At 70.4% G+C, this 23,788-nt stretch carries 21 protein-coding genes; 9 read left to right on the top strand and 12 right to left on the bottom strand.

Annotated features, from left to right (window positions below; translation table 11 throughout):
- Positions 1–16 precede the first annotated feature (16 nt).
- The 3 genes from KDM41_07770 to KDM41_07760 are packed head-to-tail and all read left to right on the top strand — an operon-like array spanning position 17 to position 2,782.
- On the top strand, positions 17–1,288 hold the full coding sequence (locus KDM41_07770; GenBank protein MCB1183316.1) for a hypothetical protein: 1,272 nt from the start codon (positions 17–19) through the stop codon (positions 1,286–1,288).
- A 14-nt stretch (positions 1,289–1,302) separates the two neighbouring features.
- Entirely contained in the window at positions 1,303–1,869 is a 567-nt protein-coding gene (locus KDM41_07765) for an isochorismatase family protein (GenBank protein ID MCB1183315.1), read from the top strand.
- A 40-nt stretch (positions 1,870–1,909) separates the two neighbouring features.
- Positions 1,910–2,782 (top strand): class I SAM-dependent methyltransferase, encoded by an 873-nt coding sequence (locus KDM41_07760; protein ID MCB1183314.1) that lies wholly within the window; start codon positions 1,910–1,912, stop codon positions 2,780–2,782.
- 234 nt (positions 2,783–3,016) lie between these two features.
- Here KDM41_07760 and KDM41_07755 read toward each other — a convergent pair whose 3' ends face one another.
- The 9 genes from KDM41_07755 to KDM41_07715 all read right to left on the bottom strand — a co-directional run bounded on the left by KDM41_07755 (position 3,017) and on the right by KDM41_07715 (position 13,567).
- Positions 3,017–4,048, bottom strand: a complete 1,032-nt coding sequence (locus KDM41_07755) for a DUF3078 domain-containing protein (protein MCB1183313.1) — start codon at positions 4,046–4,048, stop codon at positions 3,017–3,019.
- A gap of 41 nt (positions 4,049–4,089) precedes the next feature.
- Positions 4,090–4,893 (bottom strand): mechanosensitive ion channel, encoded by an 804-nt coding sequence (locus KDM41_07750; protein ID MCB1183312.1) that lies wholly within the window; start codon positions 4,891–4,893, stop codon positions 4,090–4,092.
- Between the two features lie 281 nt (positions 4,894–5,174).
- Entirely contained in the window at positions 5,175–6,272 is a 1,098-nt protein-coding gene (locus KDM41_07745) for an OmpA family protein (protein ID MCB1183311.1), read from the bottom strand.
- Positions 6,269–7,348, bottom strand: coding sequence for a glycosyltransferase family 9 protein (locus KDM41_07740; protein ID MCB1183310.1), 1,080 nt, complete (start codon positions 7,346–7,348; stop codon positions 6,269–6,271). Before KDM41_07740 ends, KDM41_07745 begins: the two co-directional genes overlap by 4 nt.
- On the bottom strand, positions 7,345–8,085 hold the full coding sequence (locus tag KDM41_07735) for a glycosyltransferase family 2 protein (GenBank protein MCB1183309.1): 741 nt from the start codon (positions 8,083–8,085) through the stop codon (positions 7,345–7,347). The genes KDM41_07740 and KDM41_07735 overlap by 4 nt, the downstream gene beginning before the upstream one ends.
- On the bottom strand, positions 8,082–9,149 hold the full coding sequence (locus KDM41_07730; protein MCB1183308.1) for a zinc-binding dehydrogenase: 1,068 nt from the start codon (positions 9,147–9,149) through the stop codon (positions 8,082–8,084). The genes KDM41_07735 and KDM41_07730 overlap by 4 nt, the downstream gene beginning before the upstream one ends.
- A 19-nt stretch (positions 9,150–9,168) precedes the next feature.
- Positions 9,169–10,974, bottom strand: a complete 1,806-nt coding sequence (locus KDM41_07725; GenBank protein ID MCB1183307.1) for a hypothetical protein — start codon at positions 10,972–10,974, stop codon at positions 9,169–9,171.
- Between the two features lie 6 nt (positions 10,975–10,980).
- Positions 10,981–11,472 (bottom strand): YchJ family protein, encoded by a 492-nt coding sequence (locus KDM41_07720; GenBank protein ID MCB1183306.1) that lies wholly within the window; start codon positions 11,470–11,472, stop codon positions 10,981–10,983.
- 91 nt (positions 11,473–11,563) lie between these two features.
- Positions 11,564–13,567 (bottom strand): oligopeptide transporter, OPT family, encoded by a 2,004-nt coding sequence (locus KDM41_07715; GenBank protein ID MCB1183305.1) that lies wholly within the window; start codon positions 13,565–13,567, stop codon positions 11,564–11,566.
- Positions 13,568–13,829: 262 nt separating this feature from the next.
- Here KDM41_07715 and pepT point away from each other — a divergent pair, with 262 nt between their 5' ends.
- From pepT to KDM41_07700, 3 genes are all read left to right on the top strand, one after another.
- Positions 13,830–15,089 carry a peptidase T gene (pepT, locus tag KDM41_07710; GenBank protein MCB1183304.1) on the top strand — a complete coding sequence of 420 codons (1,260 nt, stop codon included), beginning with the start codon at positions 13,830–13,832 and terminating at the stop codon, positions 15,087–15,089.
- A gap of 427 nt (positions 15,090–15,516) precedes the next feature.
- On the top strand, positions 15,517–16,383 hold the full coding sequence (locus KDM41_07705; GenBank protein ID MCB1183303.1) for an SPFH domain-containing protein: 867 nt from the start codon (positions 15,517–15,519) through the stop codon (positions 16,381–16,383).
- Between the two features lies 1 nt (position 16,384).
- On the top strand, positions 16,385–16,579 hold the full coding sequence (locus tag KDM41_07700) for a hypothetical protein (GenBank protein MCB1183302.1): 195 nt from the start codon (positions 16,385–16,387) through the stop codon (positions 16,577–16,579).
- Here KDM41_07700 and KDM41_07695 read toward each other — a convergent pair.
- A complete protein-coding gene (locus tag KDM41_07695; GenBank protein ID MCB1183301.1) occupies positions 16,554–17,204 on the bottom strand; it encodes a hypothetical protein in 651 nt (216 codons plus the stop codon). The genes KDM41_07700 and KDM41_07695 overlap by 26 nt on opposite strands.
- Positions 17,205–17,228: 24 nt before the next feature.
- Positions 17,229–18,608, bottom strand: a complete 1,380-nt coding sequence (locus tag KDM41_07690) for a sigma 54-interacting transcriptional regulator (GenBank protein ID MCB1183300.1) — start codon at positions 18,606–18,608, stop codon at positions 17,229–17,231.
- 239 nt (positions 18,609–18,847) lie between these two features.
- Here KDM41_07690 and trxA point away from each other — a divergent pair, with 239 nt between their 5' ends.
- On the top strand, positions 18,848–19,171 hold the full coding sequence (gene trxA / locus KDM41_07685; GenBank protein MCB1183299.1) for a thioredoxin: 324 nt from the start codon (positions 18,848–18,850) through the stop codon (positions 19,169–19,171).
- 144 nt (positions 19,172–19,315) lie between these two features.
- Positions 19,316–20,227 (top strand): sulfatase-like hydrolase/transferase, encoded by a 912-nt coding sequence (locus KDM41_07680; protein ID MCB1183298.1) that lies wholly within the window; start codon positions 19,316–19,318, stop codon positions 20,225–20,227.
- Positions 20,228–20,240: 13 nt separating this feature from the next.
- Here KDM41_07680 and KDM41_07675 read toward each other — a convergent pair whose 3' ends face one another.
- A complete protein-coding gene (locus KDM41_07675; protein ID MCB1183297.1) occupies positions 20,241–21,164 on the bottom strand; it encodes an alkaline phosphatase family protein in 924 nt (307 codons plus the stop codon).
- 130 nt (positions 21,165–21,294) lie between these two features.
- On the opposite strand from KDM41_07675, the gene KDM41_07670 reads away from it, so the two are divergent.
- Entirely contained in the window at positions 21,295–23,673 is a 2,379-nt protein-coding gene (locus tag KDM41_07670) for a PAS domain S-box protein (GenBank protein MCB1183296.1), read from the top strand.
- Positions 23,674–23,788: the final 115 nt, after the last annotated feature.

Genomic DNA, 23,788 nt, shown 5'->3' with positions numbered 1-23,788 from the left:
CGAGAGGTCCACTTTCATGCCCGTTCGCCATCGGCGCCCGTCCGGCGCCCTGTTCGCCCTGCTGCTGGGCGCGCTCCTGCCCGGCGTCGCCGGCGCCGTGGAGCCCGGGACGATCTCCTTCGTCGAATCGTTCCCCGCCGGCACGGCCCTCGACCTGCCCGACCTCGAAGAGGCGGCCGTGGTGTGGCCCCGCGTGATCGACGCCGCGGACGCGCGGGTGCGCGTGGCGAGCTTCTACTTCAGCCGCATCGGCGACGGGCGGGACGCCGCCCCGCCCGCCGGGCTGACCGACCGCCTGCTGCCCTCCCTCGCCGCCCTGCGGGCGGCCGCCGGTCGGGGCGTGAAGGTGCAGCTGATCGCCGACAGCAAGTTCATGGACAACTACCCCGAGGTGCCCGGCGAGATCGGCGCCCTCGACGGGGCCGAGACCCGCATCCTGGACGGGGGGCGGCTCTGGGGCGGCATCCAGCACGCCAAGTACATGGTGCTGGACGACGACGCCTTCTTCGTGGGCAGCCAGAACTGGGACTGGCGCGCCCTGGACCAGATCCACGAGCTGGGCGCCCTGGTGCGGCAGCCCGAGCTCGCGGCCCGGGTCGCCGCCGTCTTCGACCTGGACTGGAGCCTGGCCGCCGACCCGCGCCCCATGCCCGCGGTCGTGCCCGACACGCCGGATCTCTTCACCCTGCCGACGTCGCCCCTGCGCACCGCCGCGGGGGCCGCGGTGGGCGGCCTGGTCGCGGCGAGCCCGCCCCAGGCCCTGCCCGAGGGCGTGCCCTGGGATCTGCCCCTGCTCGTCGACCTGATCGACGCCGCCCAGGACTCGGTGCACCTGCAGCTCCTGTCCTACGGCACCACCGACCGCGAGCAGCGCCTCTTCGACGACCTGGACCGCGCCCTGCGCCGCGCCGCGGTCCGCGGCGCGCAGGTGCGCATCATCGTCTCGAACTGGTCGAAGACGAAGTACAAGGTGCCCTGGCTGAAGAGCCTGGCGGTGCTCCCGGGCATCGAGGTGCGCTTCACGAACATCCCCGAGCACGCGCGGGGCTTCATTCCCTTCGCGCGGGTCGAGCACGCCAAGTACCTGACCGTCGACGGCCGCGGCCTGTGGCTCGGCACCAGCAACTGGTCGCGCGACTACTTCTTCGACTCGCGCAACCTGTCGCTCTTCGTGCTCGGCGAGGGCGCGCCGGCCGATCCGGACCGCTTCTTCAACCTGAGCTGGCACGGCCCCTACGCCGAGACCCTCGAGCCGGCGGGGGAGTACGCCCCGCCGCGCCGCAACTGATGAAAGGACCAGTCATGAGCAAGCCCGACCTGCCCGCGCGCCTCGACCGCAAGCGCGCCGTCCTGGTCGTCGTCGACATCCAGGAGAAGTTCCGCGACCTGATCCACGGCATGGAGCGGGTCATGGCCAACTCCGAGCGGCTGATCCGCTTCTGCCAGCACCTGGGCATTCCCATCGTGGCCACCGAGCACTACCCCCGCGGCCTGGGCGTGACCGTGCCGGAGATCCGCAACCTCTGCTCGCCCTTCGCGCCCATCGAGAAGATCACCTTCAGCTGCGCCGGCCATGGGCCCTTCAACAAGGCGATCACCGACCTCGGCCGCGACCAGATCATCCTCGTGGGCATCGAGACCCACGTCTGCATCTACCAGACGGCCTTCGACCTGCTGCGGCAGGGCAAGCAGGTCGTGGTGGCCGTCGATGCGGTCAGCTCGTGTTCGGCGGCGAACCGGGAGATCGGCCTGCAGCGCATGGGCGAGATCGGCGTGCAGCGGCACGGCGCCCAGATGATCATGTTCGAGATCCTCGGCGAAGCGGGGACGGCGGACTTCAAGCTGGTGGCGGGACTGCTCAAGGAATAGCGCAATGGAGGCGGCGAAGTCGCCCCAGGAGGAGGAACCCATGTTCGTCGCCAGGCTGAAATCGACTCTCAAGCCGGTCGTGCGCTCGGTGCGCCGCCGCCGGGCCCGTCCGGCCGCCGAGCGTCTGGCCCGCCACGCCCACCCCCAGGTGGCCGCCATCGGTGCGGCCCTCCTCGACGTGCTCGGAGACGGCGCGGACGACGGAGTCCGGCGGACCTTCGGGCGCATCGAGGCCCGCCGCGCGGCCCTGCTGGCCTCGACCGACGAGATCGAGATGGTCGACTTCGGGGCCGGGCGCTCGAGCGACAGCCGGACCGACGACGAGATGGCCGCAGGCGTGGTCTGCCGCCGCCCCGTGGCCCGCATCGCGGGCGTGAGCAAGTCGGCCTTCTGGGCGCGGTTCCTGCACCACCTCGTGCACCGGTTGGGCCCGGCGTCCGGGGTCGAGCTCGGCACCTGCGTGGGGATCTCCGCCGCCTACCAGGCGGCCGCCCTCGACCGGAACGAACGCGGCACGTTGCGCACCCTCGAGGGTTCGCCGGCCATCGCCGACCTCGCCCGCGAGACCCTGCGGGAGCTCGGCTGCGGGCGGGCCGACGTGGTGACCGGGCCCTTCCTCGCGACCCTCGACGGCGTGCTGGCCGCCGCGGCCCCCCTCGACTACATGTTCAACGACGGCCACCACGACCACGACGCGGTGCTGCAGTACTTCGCCCAGACCCTGCCCCACCTGGCCGACTCGGCCGTCATCGCCTTCGACGACATCTCGTGGTCGGCGGGTATGCGACGCGCCTGGGAGGAGGTCGCGGCGCACCCCCGCGTTCTCGCGGCCATCGACCTGCACACCATCGGCCTGACGGTCGTCACCGCGGAGCCGGCCCCGGAAAAGCTTCGGGCGACCATCCCCCTCTAGTCCGCGCCGGCGCTCCGGCTGACAATGATGCAGGCGGCCACCCCTGTGGCCGCCTGCTTTCCATCGATCCCGCACGATCCCCTGCAATCCCCGGACTTCTCCCCATCCCTGGACGTCGGATGCGGGTCCGGGGCGTCTGGAGGGTCGCGGAGCCAGGAGGGCGGAGCGGCCCGTAAGCGAGGGCGGCGGCTACAGGAAGTAGCCGCCGCACGCCCCCGGACCTGCATCCGGCGTCTAGTTGAAGGTGTACCCGAATCCCAGGGCCAGAGTCTGCTTGAACTGCCCCGCCTTGCGGATGGCGTTCTGCACGTCGGCCTCGTTGGCCAGGTTGCCGCCGTCGTCGACCACGGGCTTGACCGTGTTGTCGTACTTGTCGTAGACCCAACGCATGAACAGCTTCACCGAGATGACCTTGGTGATGTTGGCGGTGAAGGTGTTCTCCCAGTCCGCGTCGAGGGTGGTCGTGTAGTTGGCCACGTCCTCGGGCAGGGGCTGCACGGTGGTGAAGCCGTCCTCGAAAGTCGACTTCCCGGAGTAGGAGAAGGGCTGGGTCAGGGTGAGCTTCGACTCCCAGTCGACGCGTCCATCCAGGGCCCCCACCTTGTACTCGGTGATCCATTCGGCGGCCACTTCGGTCGAGGTCTCGGACGTCTTCTCGGTCGAAGGCAGCGGATCGAGGAAGAACGAGCGCTTGTTCTGGATGAACGCGATGCCGATGCGGGTCAGCAGCTGGCGCTTCTCGGTGTCGATGATCTTCCGCGACATACCGGCCGATTCCTTGAACGTCATCGGGTTGAAGTTCTGGGAGCGCCCCTGGGCGTCGGTCAGGTCCTCGAACAGCGACGTGAAATTGAACGCCACGAACGGATCCCAGCCGCTGCTCAGGGTCCAGCGGAACATGCTCTCGAAGTCGATGATGTCGTCGGTCTTGTCGGGCTTCTGCCAGTAGAGCTGGTTGTTCCCGTCGCGCTCCTGCTTGTGGGTCTGGCCGTAGGCCAGCTTGAGGGTGTTGCGCCAGTTGGCGGTCTCCGAGAACTGCTTCTCCAGGCGGGCGTCGACGTTGCCGGTCCAGACGACCGACCCCTTCTCGCCGCCGTTCCAGTTCTGGCTGTACGAGCTCTGCAGGATGTTGAGCCCGAGCTTGACTTCCTTCTGCCAGACGCCCATGGGCGTCTCGGGCTTGTCCTGGGCCAGCGCCGGCAGGGCGAGGCCGAGGACGAGACCCACGACGATGATCAGGTTGAGTCCGGTGTGGCGATTGCGCATGATCTCGGATCCTCCCTCGGATACGAAAACGTTTCGGGTTGTCAGGACTGCTGCATGTGCACGACGCGCTGCGGGAACGGGATCTCGATCCCGTTGGCATCGAACGCCTGCTTGGTGGCCTTCTGCATATCCAGGAACACGCCCCAGTAGTCGTCGGCCTGGCACCAGGGGCGGAAGATGAGGTTGACGCTCGAGTCGGCCAGTTCGGACACGGCGATGGTCACCTCGGGATCCTTCAGGACGCGGCTGTCGTTGTCGGCCAGTTCGCGCAGGATCCGCATGGCCTTGTCGATGTCCGAGCTGTAGCCGATGCCCATCACCATGTCGACGCGACGGGTCTCGTAGCCGTTGAAGTTCTTGATGATGCCGCCGTAGAGCTGGCCGTTGGGCACGGTGATCTTCACGTTGTCCGGGGTGTTGATCGTCGTGCTGAAGATGGCGATGTCGACGACCTTCCCCTTGACGCCGGCGGCCTCGATCACGTCGCCGGCCTTGAAGGGCCGGAACAGCAGCAGCATCACGCCGGACGAGAAGTTGGCCAGGGTCCCCTGCAGGGCCATGCCCACCGCGAAGCCGGCGGCGCCGAGGATGGCGACGAAGCTCGCGGTCTGGACGCCGAACTGGCCGACCACGGCGATGACGGTGAAGGTCATGACGGCGAAGTAGAGCAGGCTGGCGATGAAGCCGGTCAGGCTCGGGTCGACGTTGCGCGCCGACATGACCTTGCTGACTCCCTTGCGGACCGCGCCGGCGACCATGCGGCCGATGATCAGGATGACGATGGCCCCGACGACCTTCAGGCCCAGGCCCGGCCCCTCGGTCTTCAGGAAATCCATGGCCTTCATCCAGTAGTCGGCATCGACCATGTTGCTGGCCGCATCGGCCTGCGCGAGAAAAGTCAGCATGGGTTCTCCCTCCATGTTTCGTTGGGCGATGGTGATTCCGGAAGGCCCCGAGTCATCCCCTCTCGGGCTTCCGCTGCGGAATGGGCGGCAATAGTAGCAATCGAGCCCCGATTGTCAATCGACGAGGGCGGATCCGGGCCGGATCGTGTCGCGACCGGCCCGGGGATCCCGATTTCGTGCGGATTCTTGCGGGGAAGTTCGTTCGCCCCCGGCGGCGGCGCCTACAGGCCGCCCGCGATCACCACGTCGATGCGCCGGTTGCGGGCGCGCCCCTCGGCGGTGCTGTTCAGGGCGATGGGACGGTCCGGGCCGAAGCCCTCGGTGGCGATGGTCTCACCCTCCCAGCCCAGCTCGTTCTCCAGCAGCCGGGCCACCGACTCGGCCCGCCGGCGCGACAGGCGGAGGTTCGCGTCGCGGCCGCCCGTGTCGTCGGTGTGGCCCTCGACGCGCACGGCGGCGCCCGGGAAGCGGCGCGCGGCGTCGGCGACCCGCGTGACGAGGCCTTCCTGGCCCGGACTCATGGTGGCGCTGCCCACGCCGAACGCGACGCCGAAGAGCCGCAGCACCACGTCGCCCTCGGCCGTGAGCATGATCTCGGCCTCGTCCGGGCCGAAGGCGCCGCGCACCTCGGCGATGGCCTGCTCGCGCTGCTGCTTGCGGGTGAGCACCGACTCGGCCGCGGTGCGGTCGGCCTCGGCGACGCCCGCGCGCAGTTCCGTGTCCCAGAGTTTCTGGCGCAGCGCACTGACCTCGACCCGCAGCGCCGTGATCAGCGAGTCCTGCTCGACGATGCGCGTGCCGACCATCTCGTTCAGGCGGCGGTTCTCCACCGTGAGGGAGTCGACGAGGATGCGGGCCTCGAGGCGCGACTCGCCCAGCCGGTCGAGCAGGTCCCGGGCGGCGGGACTGCCGGACAGGGTCGGGTCGGGATCGACCCCGTAGAGGGCCCCGATCTCGGCGAGGGCCTGGTCGAAGCGCGACAGCACGGCCTCGATGCCGCTCTTCTGCTGGCGCATGCGCGACACGAAGGCGGCGGCGCTGCGCAGGTGCGCCACGTCGGCCTCGAGGGCGCGCCACTGCTCTTCCGTGGCGCCGCTCTTCGCCGCCGCGTCGAGACGCGCGTCGAGGTCCCACCAGGCCTGGGGCAGCTGCCCCTTGGCGCCGTCCTTCTTGGCCTGGTCCATCCCGTCGCGCAGGCGTTCGACCCGGGCCGGATCGGTCGCGCCGGCGGCGGGCACGGGGAGGGTCGCGGCGGCGAGCGCCGCCAGGACCAGGGCCGGCAGCAGGCGCCGGACGATGCGGTGGGCGTGGGTGGTCATCGGGCTTCTCCGTTCTTCCGGTCGCTCGGCGCGGTCGGCGCCAACCGGGGGCGCGCGGCCGCCACGACGTCGGCGACCGCGATGGCATCCATGCAGTTGTGGTGCGGGCAGCGTTCGCCCCGGCACACGCGCCGGGCCGGACAGTCCACCGGCGGCACCAGATTCGCTCCCGCGTCGCCGCCGGCGCCGCGGGGCCCCCACCGGTCCGGATGCATGGTCCGCACCGGCGGGAAGAGTCCGATCGTGGCCACGCCCAGGGCCGCGGCCATGTGCAGCGGGCCGGTCGACGGGCCGATGAAGAGGTCGCCCGCCGCGAGCACCGCCAGGAACCCACGCAGGTCGAAGGCGTCGAGCAGCACCGCCACCCCGGGCGCCAGCCCGGCGGCGACCCGCTCGACGACGGCCCCGTCGGCCCCGGCGCCCGTGATCGCCACGAAGTGCCCGTCCGCCGCGAGGGCGTTGGCAACCGCCGCGAAACGGGCCGGTTCCCAGTCGAGGGCCGACCCGCCCGAACCCGGATGGACGAAGACGATGCGCCGGCCCGCGGTCCCGTGCGCGGCGCGGAACGCCGCCGCGGCCTCCCGCTGGGCGGGGCCCAGGTGCAGGCGCGGCCCCCCGGCGGGCACCGCCGCCGCCGCCCCCAGGTCGCGCGCCAGGCGCCGTCCCAGATCGCGGTTGTAGTCCATCTCGTGGCGCGCGCGCCGCGACCGGCCCTGCCGCGCGCCCCGGTTCAGCAGCCACCAGCTCGACCACTTCGAGAGCGGTCCGTAGCGGCGCGGCACGCCCGCCCGCCGCAGCAAGGTCGCCAATTCCCGGCGGTACTGCAACAGGACGGCCGCGGCGAATCCTTCGGCGCGCAGGGCCTCGGCGAGCGCATCGGTGTCGGCCGCCGACAGGGCGTCGTGCCAGGTCCACACCCGGGTCACGGCCGGATCGTGTTCCACCAGCGGCACCGCCCCCGGCGCGACCATGGCGTGGACCTGCGCCGCGGGCAGGGCCGCCTTCAGGTCGGCGAGCACCGGCAGCGACAGCACGAGGTCGCCCAGCCGGTCGGTGCGCGCGACGAGCACCTTCACGGGCGCCCCAGCCGCCACAGCTTCACGTACTTGGCCAGGACGTAGAAGCCCGACGACCAGCACAGCACGGCCCCGTGCCATCCGTCCAGGAGGCCGCCCTGCAGGACGAACATGCGCCAGAAGGTGGCCTCGGCCCGCACCACCGCCTGCACGAGGCTGGTGCGGCGTCCGGCGGCGTGCATCTCCGCGGCGGCCAGGGTCGTGTAGCGGTTCAGCTTCTCCACGTACTGCTCCATGGTCTCGTACGTGTAGTGGCGCAGCAGCCCGGGCAGGCGCCCCACCGTCCCCGCGGTCTCGATGCCCTCGTGGACCGGCTTGGCGTTGAACGCCGCCCGCTCGCGGTCGAACAGGCGCACCACGTGGTCCGGATGCCAGCCGCAGTGCCGGATCCAGGCCCCGAGGAACCGGCTGAGCCGGTTCACGGCGAAGGCCGCCTCGGCGGGCGCCTCGGGCAGGGCGCCGATGGCCGCCGCCAGCTCCGGCGTGACCTCCTCGTCCGAGTCGACGCTCAGCACCCAGCGGTTGCGGCACAGGTCGACCGCCGCCTGCTTCGTGGGCCCGAAGCCCTGCCACGCGCCCTGGTGCAGGGCGGCTCCGTGGCGAGCGCACACCGCGGCCGTGGCGTCGGTGCTGCCCTGGTCGAGCACCACCACCTCGTCGGCGAAACCCAGCGAGGCGAGGCAGCGGTCCAGATCGGCCGCCGCGTCGCGGGTGATGATGGCCACCGAGATCTTCACGGCGCCCCTCCCTGGCGCCCGGCCTCGCCGGCGAACCGGGCGTCGGGCACGAGGATCACCTTGCCCACGTTGCGCCGTTCCTCGAGCCGGTCGTGGGCCTCGGCGGCGCGCGAGAAGGGCAGCACCCGATCGATCACCGGCCGGATGCGCCCGTCGGCCAGGCGCGTGAGCAGGGCTTCCATCCAGGCGGCGGTGCGCTCCTGCTGGTCCCACATGCGGCCGAGGTTCACGCCGGCGATGGCCTTGTTGTCGTTCATGAGCCGGATCGGATTCAGTCTGAGCCAGGGCACGCCCGCCAGGGTGCGCACGGCCGACCACGTGCCCGACCGCCGCCCCCGGGCCGCGCCCGAGAAGCCGAACAGGACCAGGCGCCCGCACTTGGCCAGGCTGTCGTAGGACGCCCCGATCCAGCGGCCGTTGCGGGGCTCGAGGGCGATGTCGACGCCCCGGCCGCCCGTGGCCGCGCGCACGCCGGCGGCGAAGTCGGGCTCGCGCGAATCGAAGACGTGGACCAGCCCCTGGTCGCGCAGGAGGGCGTGCTTGGCGGGCGAGGCCGAGCCGAGCAGGGTCGCCCCCGCCTCGCCGGCGAGCTGGATCACGGCCTGCCCGACGCCCCCCGCCGCCGAGTGGATCAGCACGGTGTCGCCGGCCGTCGCCGGGGCCATCACCCGGACCATCTGCCAGGCCGTGAGGTAGTTGACGGGCACCGCCGCCGCCGCGACGGCGTCGACCGCGGCCGGCCGCTCCCAGACCAGGGCCCGCGGCAGGCAGATCTCCTCGCTGTAGCCCCCGAAGCGGCACATGGCGACCACCGGCCGCCCGACGAGCTCGTCGGGCACGCCCGGGCCCACGTCGACCACCTCGCCCGCCACCTCGTAGCCGGGCACCGCGGGCAGGGGCGGCGCGTCGGGATACAGGCCCCGGCGCATCATCACGTCGGCGAAGTTCACGCCGGCGGCCGCGACCGCCACCCGCACCTCGCCCGGTCCGGGCTGCGGCGCGGGCGCCTCGCGCACGCCCAGCGTGGCGCTCTCCCCCTTGGCGTTGATCCAGACCTGCTGCACGGGGCGACTCCGGGGTTGGCTAGTCGAGCACGAAGCTGCCGGGACGGGACGAGGGCACGGCGATGTCGACGGATCCGACGTTGCCGACCTTGAACCCGACCACGACTCCTTTATCTGTGATGGAATTGAGTAAGGCAACCCTCATCTGCAGGGCGGGCAGCACCAGGTCCGGGTTCCGGATCCACACGCCCACCCCGGCGCTCACGTAGTACTTGCCCCCCAGGACCGGCTCGTCCCGGGCCGTGGTCGTGCCCGCGTCCAGGAAGCCGAGCAGCATGAAGCGGAAGCCCAGCAGCGACCAGGGCGTGAAGGCGCGGTGCTCGAGGGAGCCGACCAGGCGCCGGTCGCCGAAGACCTGGTCGTTGTCCATGCCCCGCAGGCCGGTGCGGTCGCCGAGCTGCAGCCCGAGGCTGCCCCCCTGGGCGCTCTGGTACGAGATCCGGCCCAGGAACCGATAGCTCCAGTCCCCCTTGTCCAGGAGGGGCGTCACGCCGAGCGCGCCGAGGAGCAGGCGCCCGTCCTCGAATTTTCCCGAGCGGAAGAAGCCGCCCCAGTTGGCGCGCAGGGCCACCAGGCTGCCGCTCTCGCGGGCGCGCACCCAGAAGTTCTCCAGCCAGAGCTGGCCGCGGTCGTGGAACTCGCCGTCCTGGTAGCCGCCCGACAGCTTGCTCACGAACCCGTCCGGCAGGTTCTCGGTCTCGCCCATGCCGAAAAGGTAGCTGGTGCGCAGGTAGCGCAGGTTCTGGTAGGTGACGCCCGTCAGGTAGTTCTGGTTGTTGTGGTAGCGCGTCAGGCTGTCGCGCGCCACGGTGGGCCGGTCGAGGAAGGTCGTGCGCGAGAAGCGGGCCGCCGGCACCAGCAGCGGGCGCGAGGTCGATTCGCGGACGGGACGCGCCGCCAGCGGCACCACCCAGCCGCCCCAGTAGTCGCCCACCTCGCGCTCGTCCGGCGCCGGCCCCTGGTCGCGCTCCCGGACCCGCCGCCACGAGGCGCCGCCCACCGCCCGGATGCCCGGGTACGCCACATCGCGATCGAAGCTGATCACCTTCTGGAGGCGACGGTACGAGTCCTCGAACTCGAGGCTGCCCGTGATGAAGGTGCCGCCCAGGTTCTCCTGCCGCAGCACGCCCTGGTACCCCACCTCCGGGTCGTACTTCTCGCGCACGACCAGACGGTTGTCGAAACGCAGGCCGGTGCCCGCCACGTTCGACGAGTACAGGCTCACCTCGAACCAGCCGGCGCCCTTGAGCTTGCCGGACACGCCGAAGGGCCAGCGGTCGCGGGTCTCGACGACGACGGCCACCGACTCGATTTCGCCCTTGAGGGGCACGAGCAGGATGCGCACGTCCTCCACGTACTCGAGCTGCCGCAGCAGGCGTTCGGTGTCGGCGAGGCGGAACGGATCGACCTTCTCGCCGCGCTTGAACAGGAGGTACTGCCGGATCGTGCTGTCGCGGGTGTGGGTCTGGAAGGGGGTCGTCACGGAGTTGAGGACGGCCGTGCCGGTGCCCAGCCCGGCGCGCCACTCGTCGTCGAAGCGCGCCACCTGGCTGACGATGACCACCTCGATGGGCAGGCCCTCGTAGGCCGCGTAGGGCGAGACCATGTCGACGGCCCGCCCGCCGAGGGCCTCACCGCTGGGACGGTCGTTCCCGAAGTAGCGCCTGAGGAGCTTGTCGACGACGTTGCCCTCGCCCCCGGCCGAGTCCGCTGCGGCCGCCGCCGGCGCCGTCGTCCCCGGCTCCTGCGCCCGGACCGGAGCCGGGCCCGTCGAGATCAGCAGGATCCCGACCAGGAGGATGAGCGTGCCGCGGAACCGGCGCACGGCGCATCAGGCCCCGCAGCACTTCTTGAACTTGCGGCCGCTGCCGCACGAGCAGGGATCGTTGCGCCCGATCTTCGGCTCCTCGCGCACGGTGGGCTTGCGCACGCCGGGCCGCCCCTCCTTGAAGGTCCAGCGCCCCTCGACCCGCTCGAACGACGCGATCTCGTGGTACACCTGCTCGCGCCCCTGGTGGGTGTAGGTCGCCACGAACTCGACCTCGCCCTCGTCGTGCTCCGCGCCGCCGCGCGTGGTGCCCACGATCTCGAGGCCGTGCCAGGTGGAGTTCTCCGCCCAGTCCCGCGCGCCTTCCGGGTCGCTGTCCTCGCGGCTGTCCGGATGCAGGCTCTCGTTCAGGAACTCGAGCTCGACCTGGGTATAGGCCGAGTAGCGGGCCCGCATGAGGGCCTCGGCGGTGGGCGCGACGGTGGCGCCGGTGATGATCGGCTGGCAGCAGGCCTCGTAGGCGAGACCGGATCCGCAGGGGCACTCCATGGTCACTCCGCAGGGTCGGGGTCGGTTCGGGAACACGGGACCGCCCGCTCCGGCAGGAACGGGCGGCCCGACGGATTTCTCGTCATCCGGGGCGGCGTCAGCTCGCGCTGCGCGCGCCGCGATACAGATAATAGCCGAGCAGGACGAAGGCGACCAGCGCCGCCAGCGCCGAACCGGCATTCTCGGTGGCCCAGTGGGCCAGCCCGATGGCGTGGTCGACGCTCCACTCCTGGTCGCCGGTGATGGTGATGCCGGCGAAGCGGCCCAGGGCCGCCAGGACGCCCATGATGGCGCCGCCGGCCACGAAACCGCTGGCCATCAGCGTGCCGCGCTCGTTCCGCTTCTTCTGCTGCTCGGCGCTGCCCCCCCGGGTCACCAGGTGCGCGATGATGCCGCCGGCCAGGACCGGCGTGTTCACCGACAGGGGCAGGTACATGCCGAGGGCGAAGGCCAGGGCCGGCAGGCCGGTCCACTGGAGGATGAGGGCCATGAAGATGCCCGCCATGTAGAGCAGCCACGGCGCCGGCTGGCCCGTCATCAGGGGCTCGATCACCGCGGCCATGGCGTTGGCCTGGGGCGCCGGCAGGGCCTCGCTCTGGAAGCCGTAGGTGGCGTTCAGCAGCATGATCACGCCCGTGACGGCCACGGCCGCGAAGACCGTGCCCACGAACTTCCACTTCTGCTGGGTGGCCGGCGTCGTGCCCAGCCAGTAGCCGATCTTCAGGTCGGAGACGAAGCCGCCGCTCATGCTCAGCGCCGTGCACACCACGCCGCCGATGAGCAAGGCGGCGACGATGCCGCTCTCGCCGCCCAGCCCGACCGCGCGCAGCACCACCGAGCTGATGATCAGGGTCATCAGCGTCATGCCCGACACGGGGTTGCTGCCGACGATGGCGATGGCGCGGGCGGCCACGGTGGTGAACAGGAACGAGATGCCGCCGACGAGCAGCAGCCCGACGATGGCCTGCACCAGCGTCACCTTGACCACGAACCAGAAGAACAGGAAGACCACGCCCAGCACGGCGAAGGTCAGGGTCGTGACCAGCTTCGAGGGCAGGTCGCGCTGGGTGCGCTCGACCTGGCCGTCGACGCCCTGCTGCCCGGCCTGCATGGCCAGCTTGATGGCGCCGGCGATGATGGCGCGGCTCTTCCACACGCCGATCAGGCCGCTCATGGCGATGGCGCCGATGCCCACCGGACGCACGAAGCTCGAGAAGATGTCGCCGGTGTCCATGCCGGCCAGGGCCGGCAGCTGGTAGAGGGTGCCGTCGACGTGCACGCCCTTGCCGAGCATGCCGATCATGGGCACCATCACCCACCAGCTCAGGAACGAGCCGCAGGCGATGATCAGCGAGTAGCGCAGGCCGATGATGTAGCCCAGGCCCAGCACGGCCGCCTCGGTCAGCATGTGGTACTCGAGGCGCACCTGCTGGGAGATCTTCTGGCCCCAGGAGAACGCGGTCGTCGAGAAGGTCTCGCGCCACACGCCCAGGGTCTGGTGGCTGAGAAGCTGGAAGAGCATGGCGATGCCGCCGCTCTTGACCAGCACGCTGGCCTGGTCGCCGCCGGCCTCGCCCACCACGAGCACCTCGGTCGACGCCGTGGCCTCGGGGAACGGGAATTCGCCGTGCATGTCCTTGACGAAGTAGCGGCGGAACGGGATCAGCAGCAGGATGCCCAGGAAGCCGCCCAGCAGCGAGGCCAGGCACATCTGGGTGAAGTTGGTCAGGTGGTCCAGACCCAGGATGTAGATGCCCGGGAGGGTGAAGATGGCGCCGGCCACCACCACGCCCGAGGCCGAGCCGATCGACTGGATCATGACGTGCTGCTGCAGGACGTTCTTCTTGCCCACGCCGGCCGAGATGCCGATGGCCAGGATCGTGATGGGGATCGCCGCCTCGAAGACCTGGCCGATCTTCAGGCCCAGGTAGGCCGCCGCGGCCGAGAACACGATGGCGAAGAAGATGCCCATGCCGAGGGAGTAGCCCGTGATCTCGGGCACGATCGTCGCCGCGGGCACCACGGGCGTGTACGACTCGCCCGCGTTCAGTTTCCGGTATGCGTTCTCGGGCAGACTCTTGCTGCCGCTGCCGACGTCCATGGGCACCTCCGCCTGGGTGTGTGGGGGCGAATACCGGTCGGCCGCGCCGGGCCGCCGGGGGACACGCAATCGCCCCGAACGCTAGCATTCGAAAGCCCGGGAAACAAGGAAAACGCATGGGATACCGGGCCTGTGCCCTCCTCTCTGGCGGCCGATCCGCGCCTTGCCTGCCGGCCGTCCTTGGGCGAATATGGGACCGTGCGACCATGACGCGGCCGGACCCGTCCCGTCCGCCCCATCACCCCCGGAGGAGGCCTCCCCCATGCTCGAGCGCAAGACCGATTCCCGTTTCCCGACCCTCGTCGAACGCTTCGTCAGGTACGCCAAGGTGCACACCACCAGCGTCGAGGACGCGGAGACCTACCCGAGCAGCGAGCGCCAGTTCGATCTGGCCCGCATCCTCGTCGACGAGCTGCATGCGGTCGGCCTGGGCAACGCCACCGTCGACGACCACTGCTACGTGACGGCGACCCTGCCGGCGAGCCCGGGCTGCGAGAAGGTGCCGCCCATCGCCTTCATCGCCCACATGGACACCTACCCCGAGGTGAGCGGCGAGAACGTCGTGCCCACCTTCCACGAGAACTACCGGGGCGGGGACATCGAACTGCCGCACAACGGCAAGAGGATCGTCGCGGCCGAGAATGCCTACCTGCAGCAATGCATCGGCGAGACCATCATCACGGCCGACGGCACCACCCTCCTGGGCGCCGACGACAAGGCCGGCATCGCCGAGATCATGGAGGCCCTGACCCGCATGCACGAGAATCCGGACTGGAAGCACGGCCCGGTGAAGGTGCTCTTCACACCCGACGAGGAGGTCGGGGCCGGGGTGAAGCACTTCGACGTGGCCGGGTTCGGCGCCCTGGTGGCCTACACCATGGACGGCGGCAAGCGCGGCGAGATCGAGGACGAGACCTTCTGCGCCGACAGCGCCATCGTCACCTTCGTGGGCCGCGACATCCACCCCGGCTACGCCAAGGACAAGATGATCCCCTCGGTGAAGGTCGCCGGCGACTTCGTGGCCGGCCTGCCCCGCGAGGGCGCGCCGGAGACCACCGAGGGCAAGCAGGGCTACATCCACCCCATCTCCATCAAGGGCAACACCAGCGAGACCGAGGTGCACCTGCTGATCCGCGACTTCGAACTCGACGGCCTGAAGCCCAAGGCCGAGATGATCGCCGCCCACGCCCAGGCCGCCTGCGACAGGTGGCCCGGCTCGTCGTACCGCATGGAGATCAAGGAGTACTACCGCAACATGAAGTACGACCTGGCCAAGGAGCCGCGCGCCATGGAATACGCCCTCGAGGCGGTCAGGCGCACGGGCCTGGAGCCGGTGCGCGGCAGCATCCGCGGTGGCACCGACGGCGCCACCCTCACGGCCAAGGGCCTGCCCACGCCCAACATCTTCACCGGCGAGCAGGACTTCCACGGCTACGGCGAGTGGATCTGCGTCAAGGACATGGAACTGGCCACCGAGACGCTCTGCCACCTCGTCGCCATCTGGTGCGAGAGGGAGGCGTAGGGCGGCGTCGGTCATCCCCTGATCCACAAACGCACACGGCCCGGACAGGCTGCGCACAGTCCGGGCCGTGTGCGTTTGTGGATCAGGGGACGCCACACCGTCCCACACCTCCCTCCGGGGGGTGAGGGAGGCCGGTGTCGATTCGATCTCTGCGGGATGAACAGGGTCGGGATGACGGGGCACGGAGCGGCGAGCCGTCCCGCCCAACACGTCTGCGCCCCCCGGGAAAGTTCCCCCCATCCCCCCCGAACGGAGTGATGGAAGGTGCCACTTCGTTCCCCAAAGGGCGCGAGGGAAGGGGTTTCGAGGCGCCCGGCGGCGACTTTTGCCTCTCGGAGCCGCTGGGCGCCTCGCAACCCCTTCCCTCTTGCTCTATGGGGATCAAAGTGATATCATCCCGCCATCACCCCATTCAAGGAGGGACCACATGCACAGTGAACGCAAGGCGACGACCGCATCGGGCTGGGGCATGCTCGGCCTCGGCCTGTTCGTCATGGCCGTTTCGATCTGGATGTTCATCGCCGGGGTCGGCGGCAAGGACCTCGCCGTGCTCTTCGGCGGCGTCTTCCTGCTCCTGGTCTCGTTCGTGATGCTCTCGGGGCTCTTCGTGGTGAACCCGAACGAGGCGGTGGCGCTGCTGCTCTTCGGGGCGTACAAGGGCACCACACGCGAGAACGGGCTGCGCTACGCCAACCCCTTCTTCCGCAAGATCAAGATCAGCCTCAAGGCGCGGAACCTGAACGGCGAGCGGCTGAAGGTGAACGACTCGGTGGGCAACCCCATCGAGATCGCGGCGGTGGTCGTCTGGAAGGTCGCCAACACGGCCGAGGCGCTGTTCGACGTCGACGACTACGAGCACTACGTGCACGTGCAGAGCGAGTCGGCGGTGCGGCATCTGGCCGGGGCCTACCCCTACGACGGCGACGACGCCGAGCTCACCCTGCGCGGCACGACCGACGAGATCGGCGAGCACCTGCAGAAGGAGCTCCAGGAGCGGCTGGACAAGGCCGGCGTGAAGGTGATCGAGGCGCGGCTGAGCCATCTGGCCTACGCGCCGGAGATCGCCCACGCCATGCTGCAGCGGCAGCAGGCCAGCGCCGTGGTGGCCGCGCGGACGAAGATCGTCGAGGGCGCCGTGGGCATGGTCGAGATGGCCCTCGCCGAACTGGGCGAGAAGGGTCTGGCCGACTTCGACGACGACCGCAAGGCCGTCATGATCAGCAACCTGCTGGTGGTGCTCTGCAGCGAGCACGCGGCCCAACCGGTCGTCAATACGGGCACGCTGCACCAGTAGCATGGCGGCCCGCAAGGCATTCCCCCTGCGCATGAGCCCGGCCCTGTACGACGAGCTGAAGACCTGGGCCGACGCCGAGTTCCGCTCGGTGAACGGCCAGATCGAGTTCCTGCTCCAGCGCGCCGTCCGCGAACGGCGGCGGCGCGCCGGACCGGAAGCGGATCCGGACGTCAGTCCTCCGGACCCGAAAAAATGAGCTCGACCGGGTTCAGCAGCGGGCTGTAGGTCGCCTCGAGGCGCAGGCGCCGCGGCGCCAGCACGTCGCGGCTGGCCGGCGTGAGCTCGCCGACGAGGGGCGGCAGCTCGGCCGGACCGGGCGCCCCGCTCTCGCGCCCGTCGTCCGGATCGCGCCCGAGCCAGCGCTGGTAGACGACCCGGTACAGCCAGGCGTACTCCTCCGGGCCCATGCGGTGGGCCGTCAGGGCGCGGTTCCGCGTCTCCCAGTACGCGGCGTAGACCGGCGCCAGGTCCGACCCCGCCCCCAGCAGGTTCCACCAGCCCTTCAGCCCGCCCGCGCGGTTGCGCTCACGCTCCCGGGCGAAGGTCGTGGCCGCCGCCTCCAGGTCCATGCGTTCCTCGAACAGCGAATCGCGCACGGCGAGGAACACGTCGAGACGGTCGGCGGCGACGTCGAGCTCGGCGGGCGGCCGGAAGGCGTCGGGCCCCACCTGGGCCCGCAGGATCTTCTCCGAACGCGCGACCTCCTTGTACTCGCGGTTGATGCGGGCCGCGTACCAGGTGGCCCCGCCCGCCACGGCGACCACGGCCAGCAGCACGACCAGGCAGCCGATGCCCAGACCCTTCTTCACCTTGCCGTTCATCGTCTTCCTTTCGGGTCGCGCCGGTCAGGCGTCCGGCTCGAGGCCGTATTCGCGGATCTTGCGCCACAGGGTGGTGCGGTCGATGCCCAGGCGGCGGGCCGCCCGACTGCGGTTCCAGCCCGTCTCGCGCAGGGCCGCCGCCAGCACGTCGCGCTCGGCGTCGCTGTGGCGGGGCACGGCGCCCAGGCCCCGCGGCCCGGTCCCGGCCGGCGCGCCCACTTCGGGCGGCAGGTGGGCCGGCAGCACCGTCCGGCCCCGGCTGAGCACGAGGGCGTGCTCCAGCGCGTTCTCCAGCTCGCGCACGTTGCCGGGCCAGGCATGGCGCATGAGCGCCGTCATGGCCTCGCCGCCGATGGCCGGGATCTCGGCCAGGTGCTCGCGCCGGGCGATGGACGCGGCGAAGTGGGACACCAGCAGCGGGATGTCCTCGCGCCGGTCCCGCAGGGGGGGAATATGGAGACTGATGACCTTGATGCGGTAGTAGAAATCCTCGCGCAGGCGACCGGTGGCGAGCAGGGCGTCGAGGTCGCGGTTGGTGGCCGACACCACGCGCACGTCCACCGGGATCGGGCGGTTGTCCCCCACGCGCTCGATGGTGCGCTCCTGCAGCACGCGCAGCAGCTTCACCTGCACGACCGGGCTGACGTCGCCGATCTCGTCGAGGAAGATCGTGCCGCCGTGGGCCTCTTCGAAGCGGCCGCGCCGGTCGCCCACCGCCCCGGTGTAGGCCCCGCGCACGTGACCGAAGAGCTCGGACTCGAGCAGGTGCTCCGAGAGGGCCGAGCAGTTCACCTGGACGAACGGGCCGCCGCGCCGCCGACTGGCCCGGTGCACGGCCCGCGCCACGAGTTCCTTGCCCGTGCCGCTCTCGCCCCGGATCAGCACGGTGGCCTCGCTGTCGCCCACGTCGGTGATCAGGTCGAAGAGTTCGCGCATCTTGCGGTCGCGCCCCACGATGTCGCCGAGCCGGAACTGCCGGTCGACCCGCTTGCGCAGGTCGGTCACCTCGGTCACGTCGCCGAGGATCAGCACGATGCCGAGCGGACGTCCCTCCCGGCCCGTGACCGGCACCGAGCGCAGGAGCACGTCGCCGCGCCGGTCGTCGCCGAAGCTGATCGTCGTCTGGAAGTCGATGATCGAGTCGCCCGAACGCAGGGTCTCGGCCAGCAGGTCGCGCGGGCACGAGGGGTCGCCGAAGAACTCGCACACCGGGGCCCCGATGAGCGCCGCCGCGTCGCGGTCGAGCATGCGCTCGGCCGTGGGGTTCATGGCCACGATGCGGAGGTCCGGGTCCAGCGCGATGACGCCCTCGTTCAGGGCCGAGATGATCTCGATGATCGCGTGCCCGGGCAGGCGACCGAGAAAGTGCTCGATGGACACCGAGGGGGTCGGTCGGGACGGCATGATTCCTCCGGCGTTGCAGGCAACGTTTTCGTTGCAACATTATCGTTGCATGCGACGCTGCGGGCGAGGGAAAACTGGGCGGCGATTTCCAGCATATCATTCAAAATGTTTATAATTAATGAGTTATGAATCGGGCCATCGTGACCCGATTCTTGGCACACCACCTGCTTCAGGCTGCCCGAGCGAGTCAGACACAACACCCGGCCCCGGCCGGTCCCCGAATCCGAGAGGTGGATACCATGGCGAACGTGCTCGAGATCACCAACGACAACTTCGACGCCGAGGTCATCAACGCCGACGTGCCCGTGCTCGTCGACTTCTGGGCCCCCTGGTGCGGCCCCTGCAAGATGATCGGCCCGATCATCGAGGAGCTCGCCGGCGACTTCGACGGCAAGGCGAAGGTCGGCAAGGTCAACGTCGACAACAACCAGGAGCTGGCCGCCAAGTTCGGCATCCGCGGCATTCCCACGGTGATGCTGTTCAAGGGCGGCAACGCGGTGAACAGCTTCGTCGGCCTCAAGAGCAAGGAAGACCTGGCCGAGGCCATGAACGACGCCCTGTAGGCTCCGCCGCTTTCCCCCTGCGAGAAGACGGGCCGCCGGCACCCCGACACCGGCGGCCCGTTGCCGTTTCCCCCGCTTGCCGATTCCCGGCCCAGGCATGACATTGTCGGGGCAGTTTCCGCCCACTCCAACCCGGGGAACGACATGGCTGGCTTCTTCGACGGCGTCAAACGCATCTTCGGCGGCGACGGTCCGCTGAACAACGTCTTCTTCATCGTGTTCGACAGCTGCCGCTTCGACGCCTACCAGGCTGCCAAGACGCCCAACATGGACCGCATCGGCAAAGCCGAGAAGCGCTACAGCTACGCCAGCTGGACCAGCCCCAGCCACTTCACGTTCCTGATGGGCATGGTGCCGCACCTGAGCCCCAAGGGCGTCTTCGCCTCGAACGTGTACCGGGACGAGTTCGCGCTGTGGTCGCAGCGGCTGAACATCAAGGACGTGGAGTTCGGCAAGTTCGTGCCCCAGCTCTCGCTGCCCCACTTCCTGCGCAGCCAGGGCTTCCGCACCGAGGGCGTCGTCAGCCTGCCCGTGCTGAACCCCATGACGGCCATGAGCCAGCACTTCGACCGCTACGAGCTGGCGCCCAGCCACAACGACCTGTCGCTCATCCTCGACGGCGGCGACGGCTTCGCCGGCATGAACCCCACGAAGGACCGCCCCACCTTCCATTTCATCAACACGGGCGAGACCCACTACCCGTATCTGCTGCCCGGCGAGACGGCCGACGACCTGCCCCACATCAGCGGCGTCCACGGCGTCTTCAAGGGCCTGGACGATTTCCTGAAGAACCCCTCCGAGTTCATCAAGGACCGCAAGGAGGACGAGTTCTTCACGCCGGAGCAGTTCCGCGCCTTCTACGAGAAGCAGATCGCCTGCGTCGAGCACCTCGACGGCGTCGTCGGCAAGCTGATGGACCGCTGCCCGGACAACACCTACTTCATGATCATGTCCGACCACGGGGAGCTCTTCGGCGAAGAGGGCTACTTCGGCCACGGGCCGATCTTCCACGAGAAGGTGTTCGAGGTCTTCTTCCTCGAGGGCCGACTGCCCTAGCCGGCCGTCCGGCTCACCCCCGCCGCACCCCGTGCCGGGCCAGGATCGCCGGCGTCACCTCGTCGAGCCGCGCCAGGGGCGCCACGAACTCCGCCGCCCCCGCCCCCCAGGCCAGCAGCGGCACCGGATTCGTGGTGTGGCGGCGGGTCGAAGCGTCCTCCAGGTTGCCGTGATCGCTGCACAGCAGCACGAGGGTGTCGCGGGCCAGATCCCCGGCCAGCTCGTCGAGCACGGCGCCGAGAAAGGCATCGAGCCGCGTCAGTTCCGCCACCACCCGCTCCCGCTCGCCCGAATGTCCCGCCTTGTCCGACTGGAAGTACTCGTAGAGCAGGAAATCGTGCTCGCGCACGGACGCCGCGGCGATGCGCCCGGCGGCGACCGGGGTCAGCGGCGCGACGGCGAAGCCCCGTGCGATGAGCTCGGCGTTGGTCATCTCCTGGTAGATCGAGCGGCCGGCGGTCACGTCGTCGAGATCGAAGAAGGGCAGGTCGGCGGCGAGGTTGGCCACCGTCGTGGCCGAGAGGGTGAGCTGCTTTTCCCGGGACAGCTCCCGGAAACGGGGCCGGTAGGCGTTGAGGAAGCGGGCCCGCAGTCCGGCGTCGGTGAATCCCTTGAGAACGGAGTGTTCCAGCAGGATCGCGCGCAGGGTCTCGTTGGGGAACCCCGTCAGGTGCTTGCCCAGGGCGCCCTGCCCCGACACGCCGGACAGCAGGGTCGTCTGGCCCGTGGCGCTCTGGGGCACGCCGGGAACCCCGAGCACGGCATCGAGGGGGCGCGCCCAGCCGCCCCGGGCGATGGGCACCGGGGCGGTTCCCGCGGGCGGTCGCCGCGGCAGGCGGAACAGCTCGCCGGGGTAGTCGTGCTGCGGATTGACGGCCGCGTCCGTCTCGCCCCAGCCGCAGCCGTCGACGAAGAAGAGGAAGGTGTGCCTGGCCATGGTGCTCCCGACGCCGGCGCCGGCGGTTGCAAGGTTGAAATCGGCGGGCCCGTCGGCATAGTATAGGGTCGCCCCATCGTCCGCGACAGTCCGCGACAGCCCTCCACCGCTCGCGCCGCCCGGAGATCCCGTGCCTTTGCCCCGACGGATCTACCTGCTGCCCCTCACGTTCTTCCTGGCCGGATCGCTCGGAACGGTGTTCCTCTTCCTCCGCATCGAACGGGTCGAGCAGACCCGCATCGTCCTCGAGAACCGGCTCCTGGCCGAACAGGTGGGCCGGCGTCTCGAGACCTTCATCGACGACCGCGCGGGCCTGCTCTCGCATCTCGCCGACCGGCAGTTCCGCAGCGCGGACGACGTCCGGCGCCGTTTCGCCGAGCGGGCCGGCCAGCTCGTCGGCCGGTACCCGTCGTTCCAGGCCATCAATTGGGTGCGGCCGTCCGGGGAGATCGCCGTCGTGGTGCCCGACTCGACGAATCCCGGCGTGCTGGGGCGCAACCTCAACGAGCATCCCGACCCCGCCGTCCAGACGGCGATCCAGCTCGCTGCCGCCCAGGACGGGCCCCTGCGGACGCCGCTGATCCAACTGCTGCAGGGCGGCAAGGGCTTTGCCATCTACCAGCAGCTGACAGACCTCGCGGGCCGCCCCCTGGGGCTCGTGAACGGCGTCTTCCGCATCGAACCCCTGGTCGACGCGTGCCTGCCCGACTCCACGCTTCGCCGCCGCGTTTCGTTCGAACTGATCGAAGGGCAGACGGGACTGGCCTACCGCCACCTGGGCGACCCGGAACCTCCGGACGGGACGTGGCTCGTCGACGTGCCCGTGCGCGTGGTCGACCGGGAGATGACCCTGCACCTGAGCCCGACGGCGAGCCATCTGGCCTCGGCCTCGACGCCGGCCGACGAGATCCTCGCCGTCCTGGGCGTGCTGCTCGTGGCCGGTCTGGCGTACCTGCTGCACCTGCTCCTGCGCCGCCAGGAAGCGCTCCGGGCCAGCCAGGCGCGGTACCGGCTGCTCGTGGAGAACCAGCAGGATCTGGTGGTGCAGCTCGACCGGGACGGATGCTTCCAGTACGTCAGCCCGAGTCTTTGCGCCGCCGCCGGACGACCCGAGAAGGAGCTGCTCGGCACGAGCTTCCTCGACCTCGTGCAGGAGGAGGACCGTGAACGGACGGCCGGGGTCCTCGCCCGGCTGGTGCGGCCGCCCTACCATGCCTACGACGAGCACCGGTCCCTGACCGTCGACGGGAACGCCTGGCAGGCCTGGTCCCTCAAGGCGGTGCGCGACAACGACGGCCTCGTGCAGGCCGTCACCGCGGTGGGCCGCGACATCACGCGGCGCCGGGTCCTCGAGGAGCAGCTCGTCGTGTCGCGCAAGCTGCAGGCGGTGGGCCAGTTGGCCGGCGGCATCGCCCACGATTTCAACAACCTGCTGCAGGCCATGCTGGGCAACCTGCAGTTCGTGGTGCAGGACACGAACCCCACCGGCCAGACGGCCGAGGACCTGCAGGAGATCGAGCGCGGCATCGAGCGCGCCATGACCCTCACGCGCCAGCTGCTCGCCTTCAGCCAGCGCCAGCGCACGCTCCCGCAGCGGCAGGACCTGCGCCGGCTGCTCGAGAACGTCGTGCGGGAATCCGGGCCCCGCCTGCCGGACGGCGTCACCCTCGACCTCGCGCTGCCGAACGGGGAACTGCCCGTGGCCGTCGACCCCCACCAGGTGGAGCAGGTCTTCCGCAACCTGCTCGACAACGCACGCGAGGCGGTGGGCCGGCGGGGCTCGATCACGGTCGCCGCGCGGCGGTGCGAACTCGACGAGTCCGACTGCGCCGACACCCCCCACCTCGCGCCCGGACCGTTCGTCGCCGTCGAGGTGCGCGACGACGGCCCCGGCATGGCTCCCGAGACGGCGTCGCGGGTGTTCGAACCCTTCTTCACCACCAAGGCGGTGGGGGCCGGCACCGGCCTCGGCCTCGCGGCCGCCATCGGGATCGCGTCCCGCCACGAGGGAACGATCCGTGTGGCCAGCGCACCGGGCGCCGGCGCCGTCTTCACGGTGCTCCTGCCGTCGGCCGTCCGGGACGAGGGGACAACGGAGACGACGGGCACCGCGCAGACGGACGTCGCCGGCGCGGACGCCACGATCCTCGTCGTCGAGGACGAGCCGAGCGTCCGGGAACTGGCGGCGCGGGCACTGCGCCGCGTGGGCTACGAGGTGCTCACGGCCGCGGACGGGCGGGAGGCCGTCGCCGTGTTCGGCACGCGGCCGGCGACCATCGATCTCGTGCTGCTCGACATGGTGATGCCGCACATGGGCGGACGGGAGACGTGCGCGGCGCTCCGGGCGATCCGGGCCGACGTGCCGGTGCTGTTCGCCTCCGGCTTCGACCCCGGCGCCCTGCGCGAAGAACAGGAAGTCGGCCCGGACGACGAAATCCTCGCCAAACCGTACGGCATTCCGGAGCTGCTGACCCACGTGCGCCGGGTCCTGGCCCGCGCCTCCGCCTGATTCTGCCTGGCAGGCTGTTGAAAAACTCATTCTGGTACCCGGAGCGCCTGGCCGGGCCGAGATCAAGGCGCGATTCCGCCGCCGTAGCCGGAGCTACGGCAAGGGATCGCAACGC

The organism is bacterium, from assembly GCA_020440705.1.
GTDB lineage: Bacteria > Krumholzibacteriota > Krumholzibacteriia > LZORAL124-64-63 > LZORAL124-64-63 > JAGRNP01.
The sequence above is the reverse complement of the archived record's forward strand: the minus strand, read 5'-3'. Positions and strand labels throughout refer to the sequence as shown.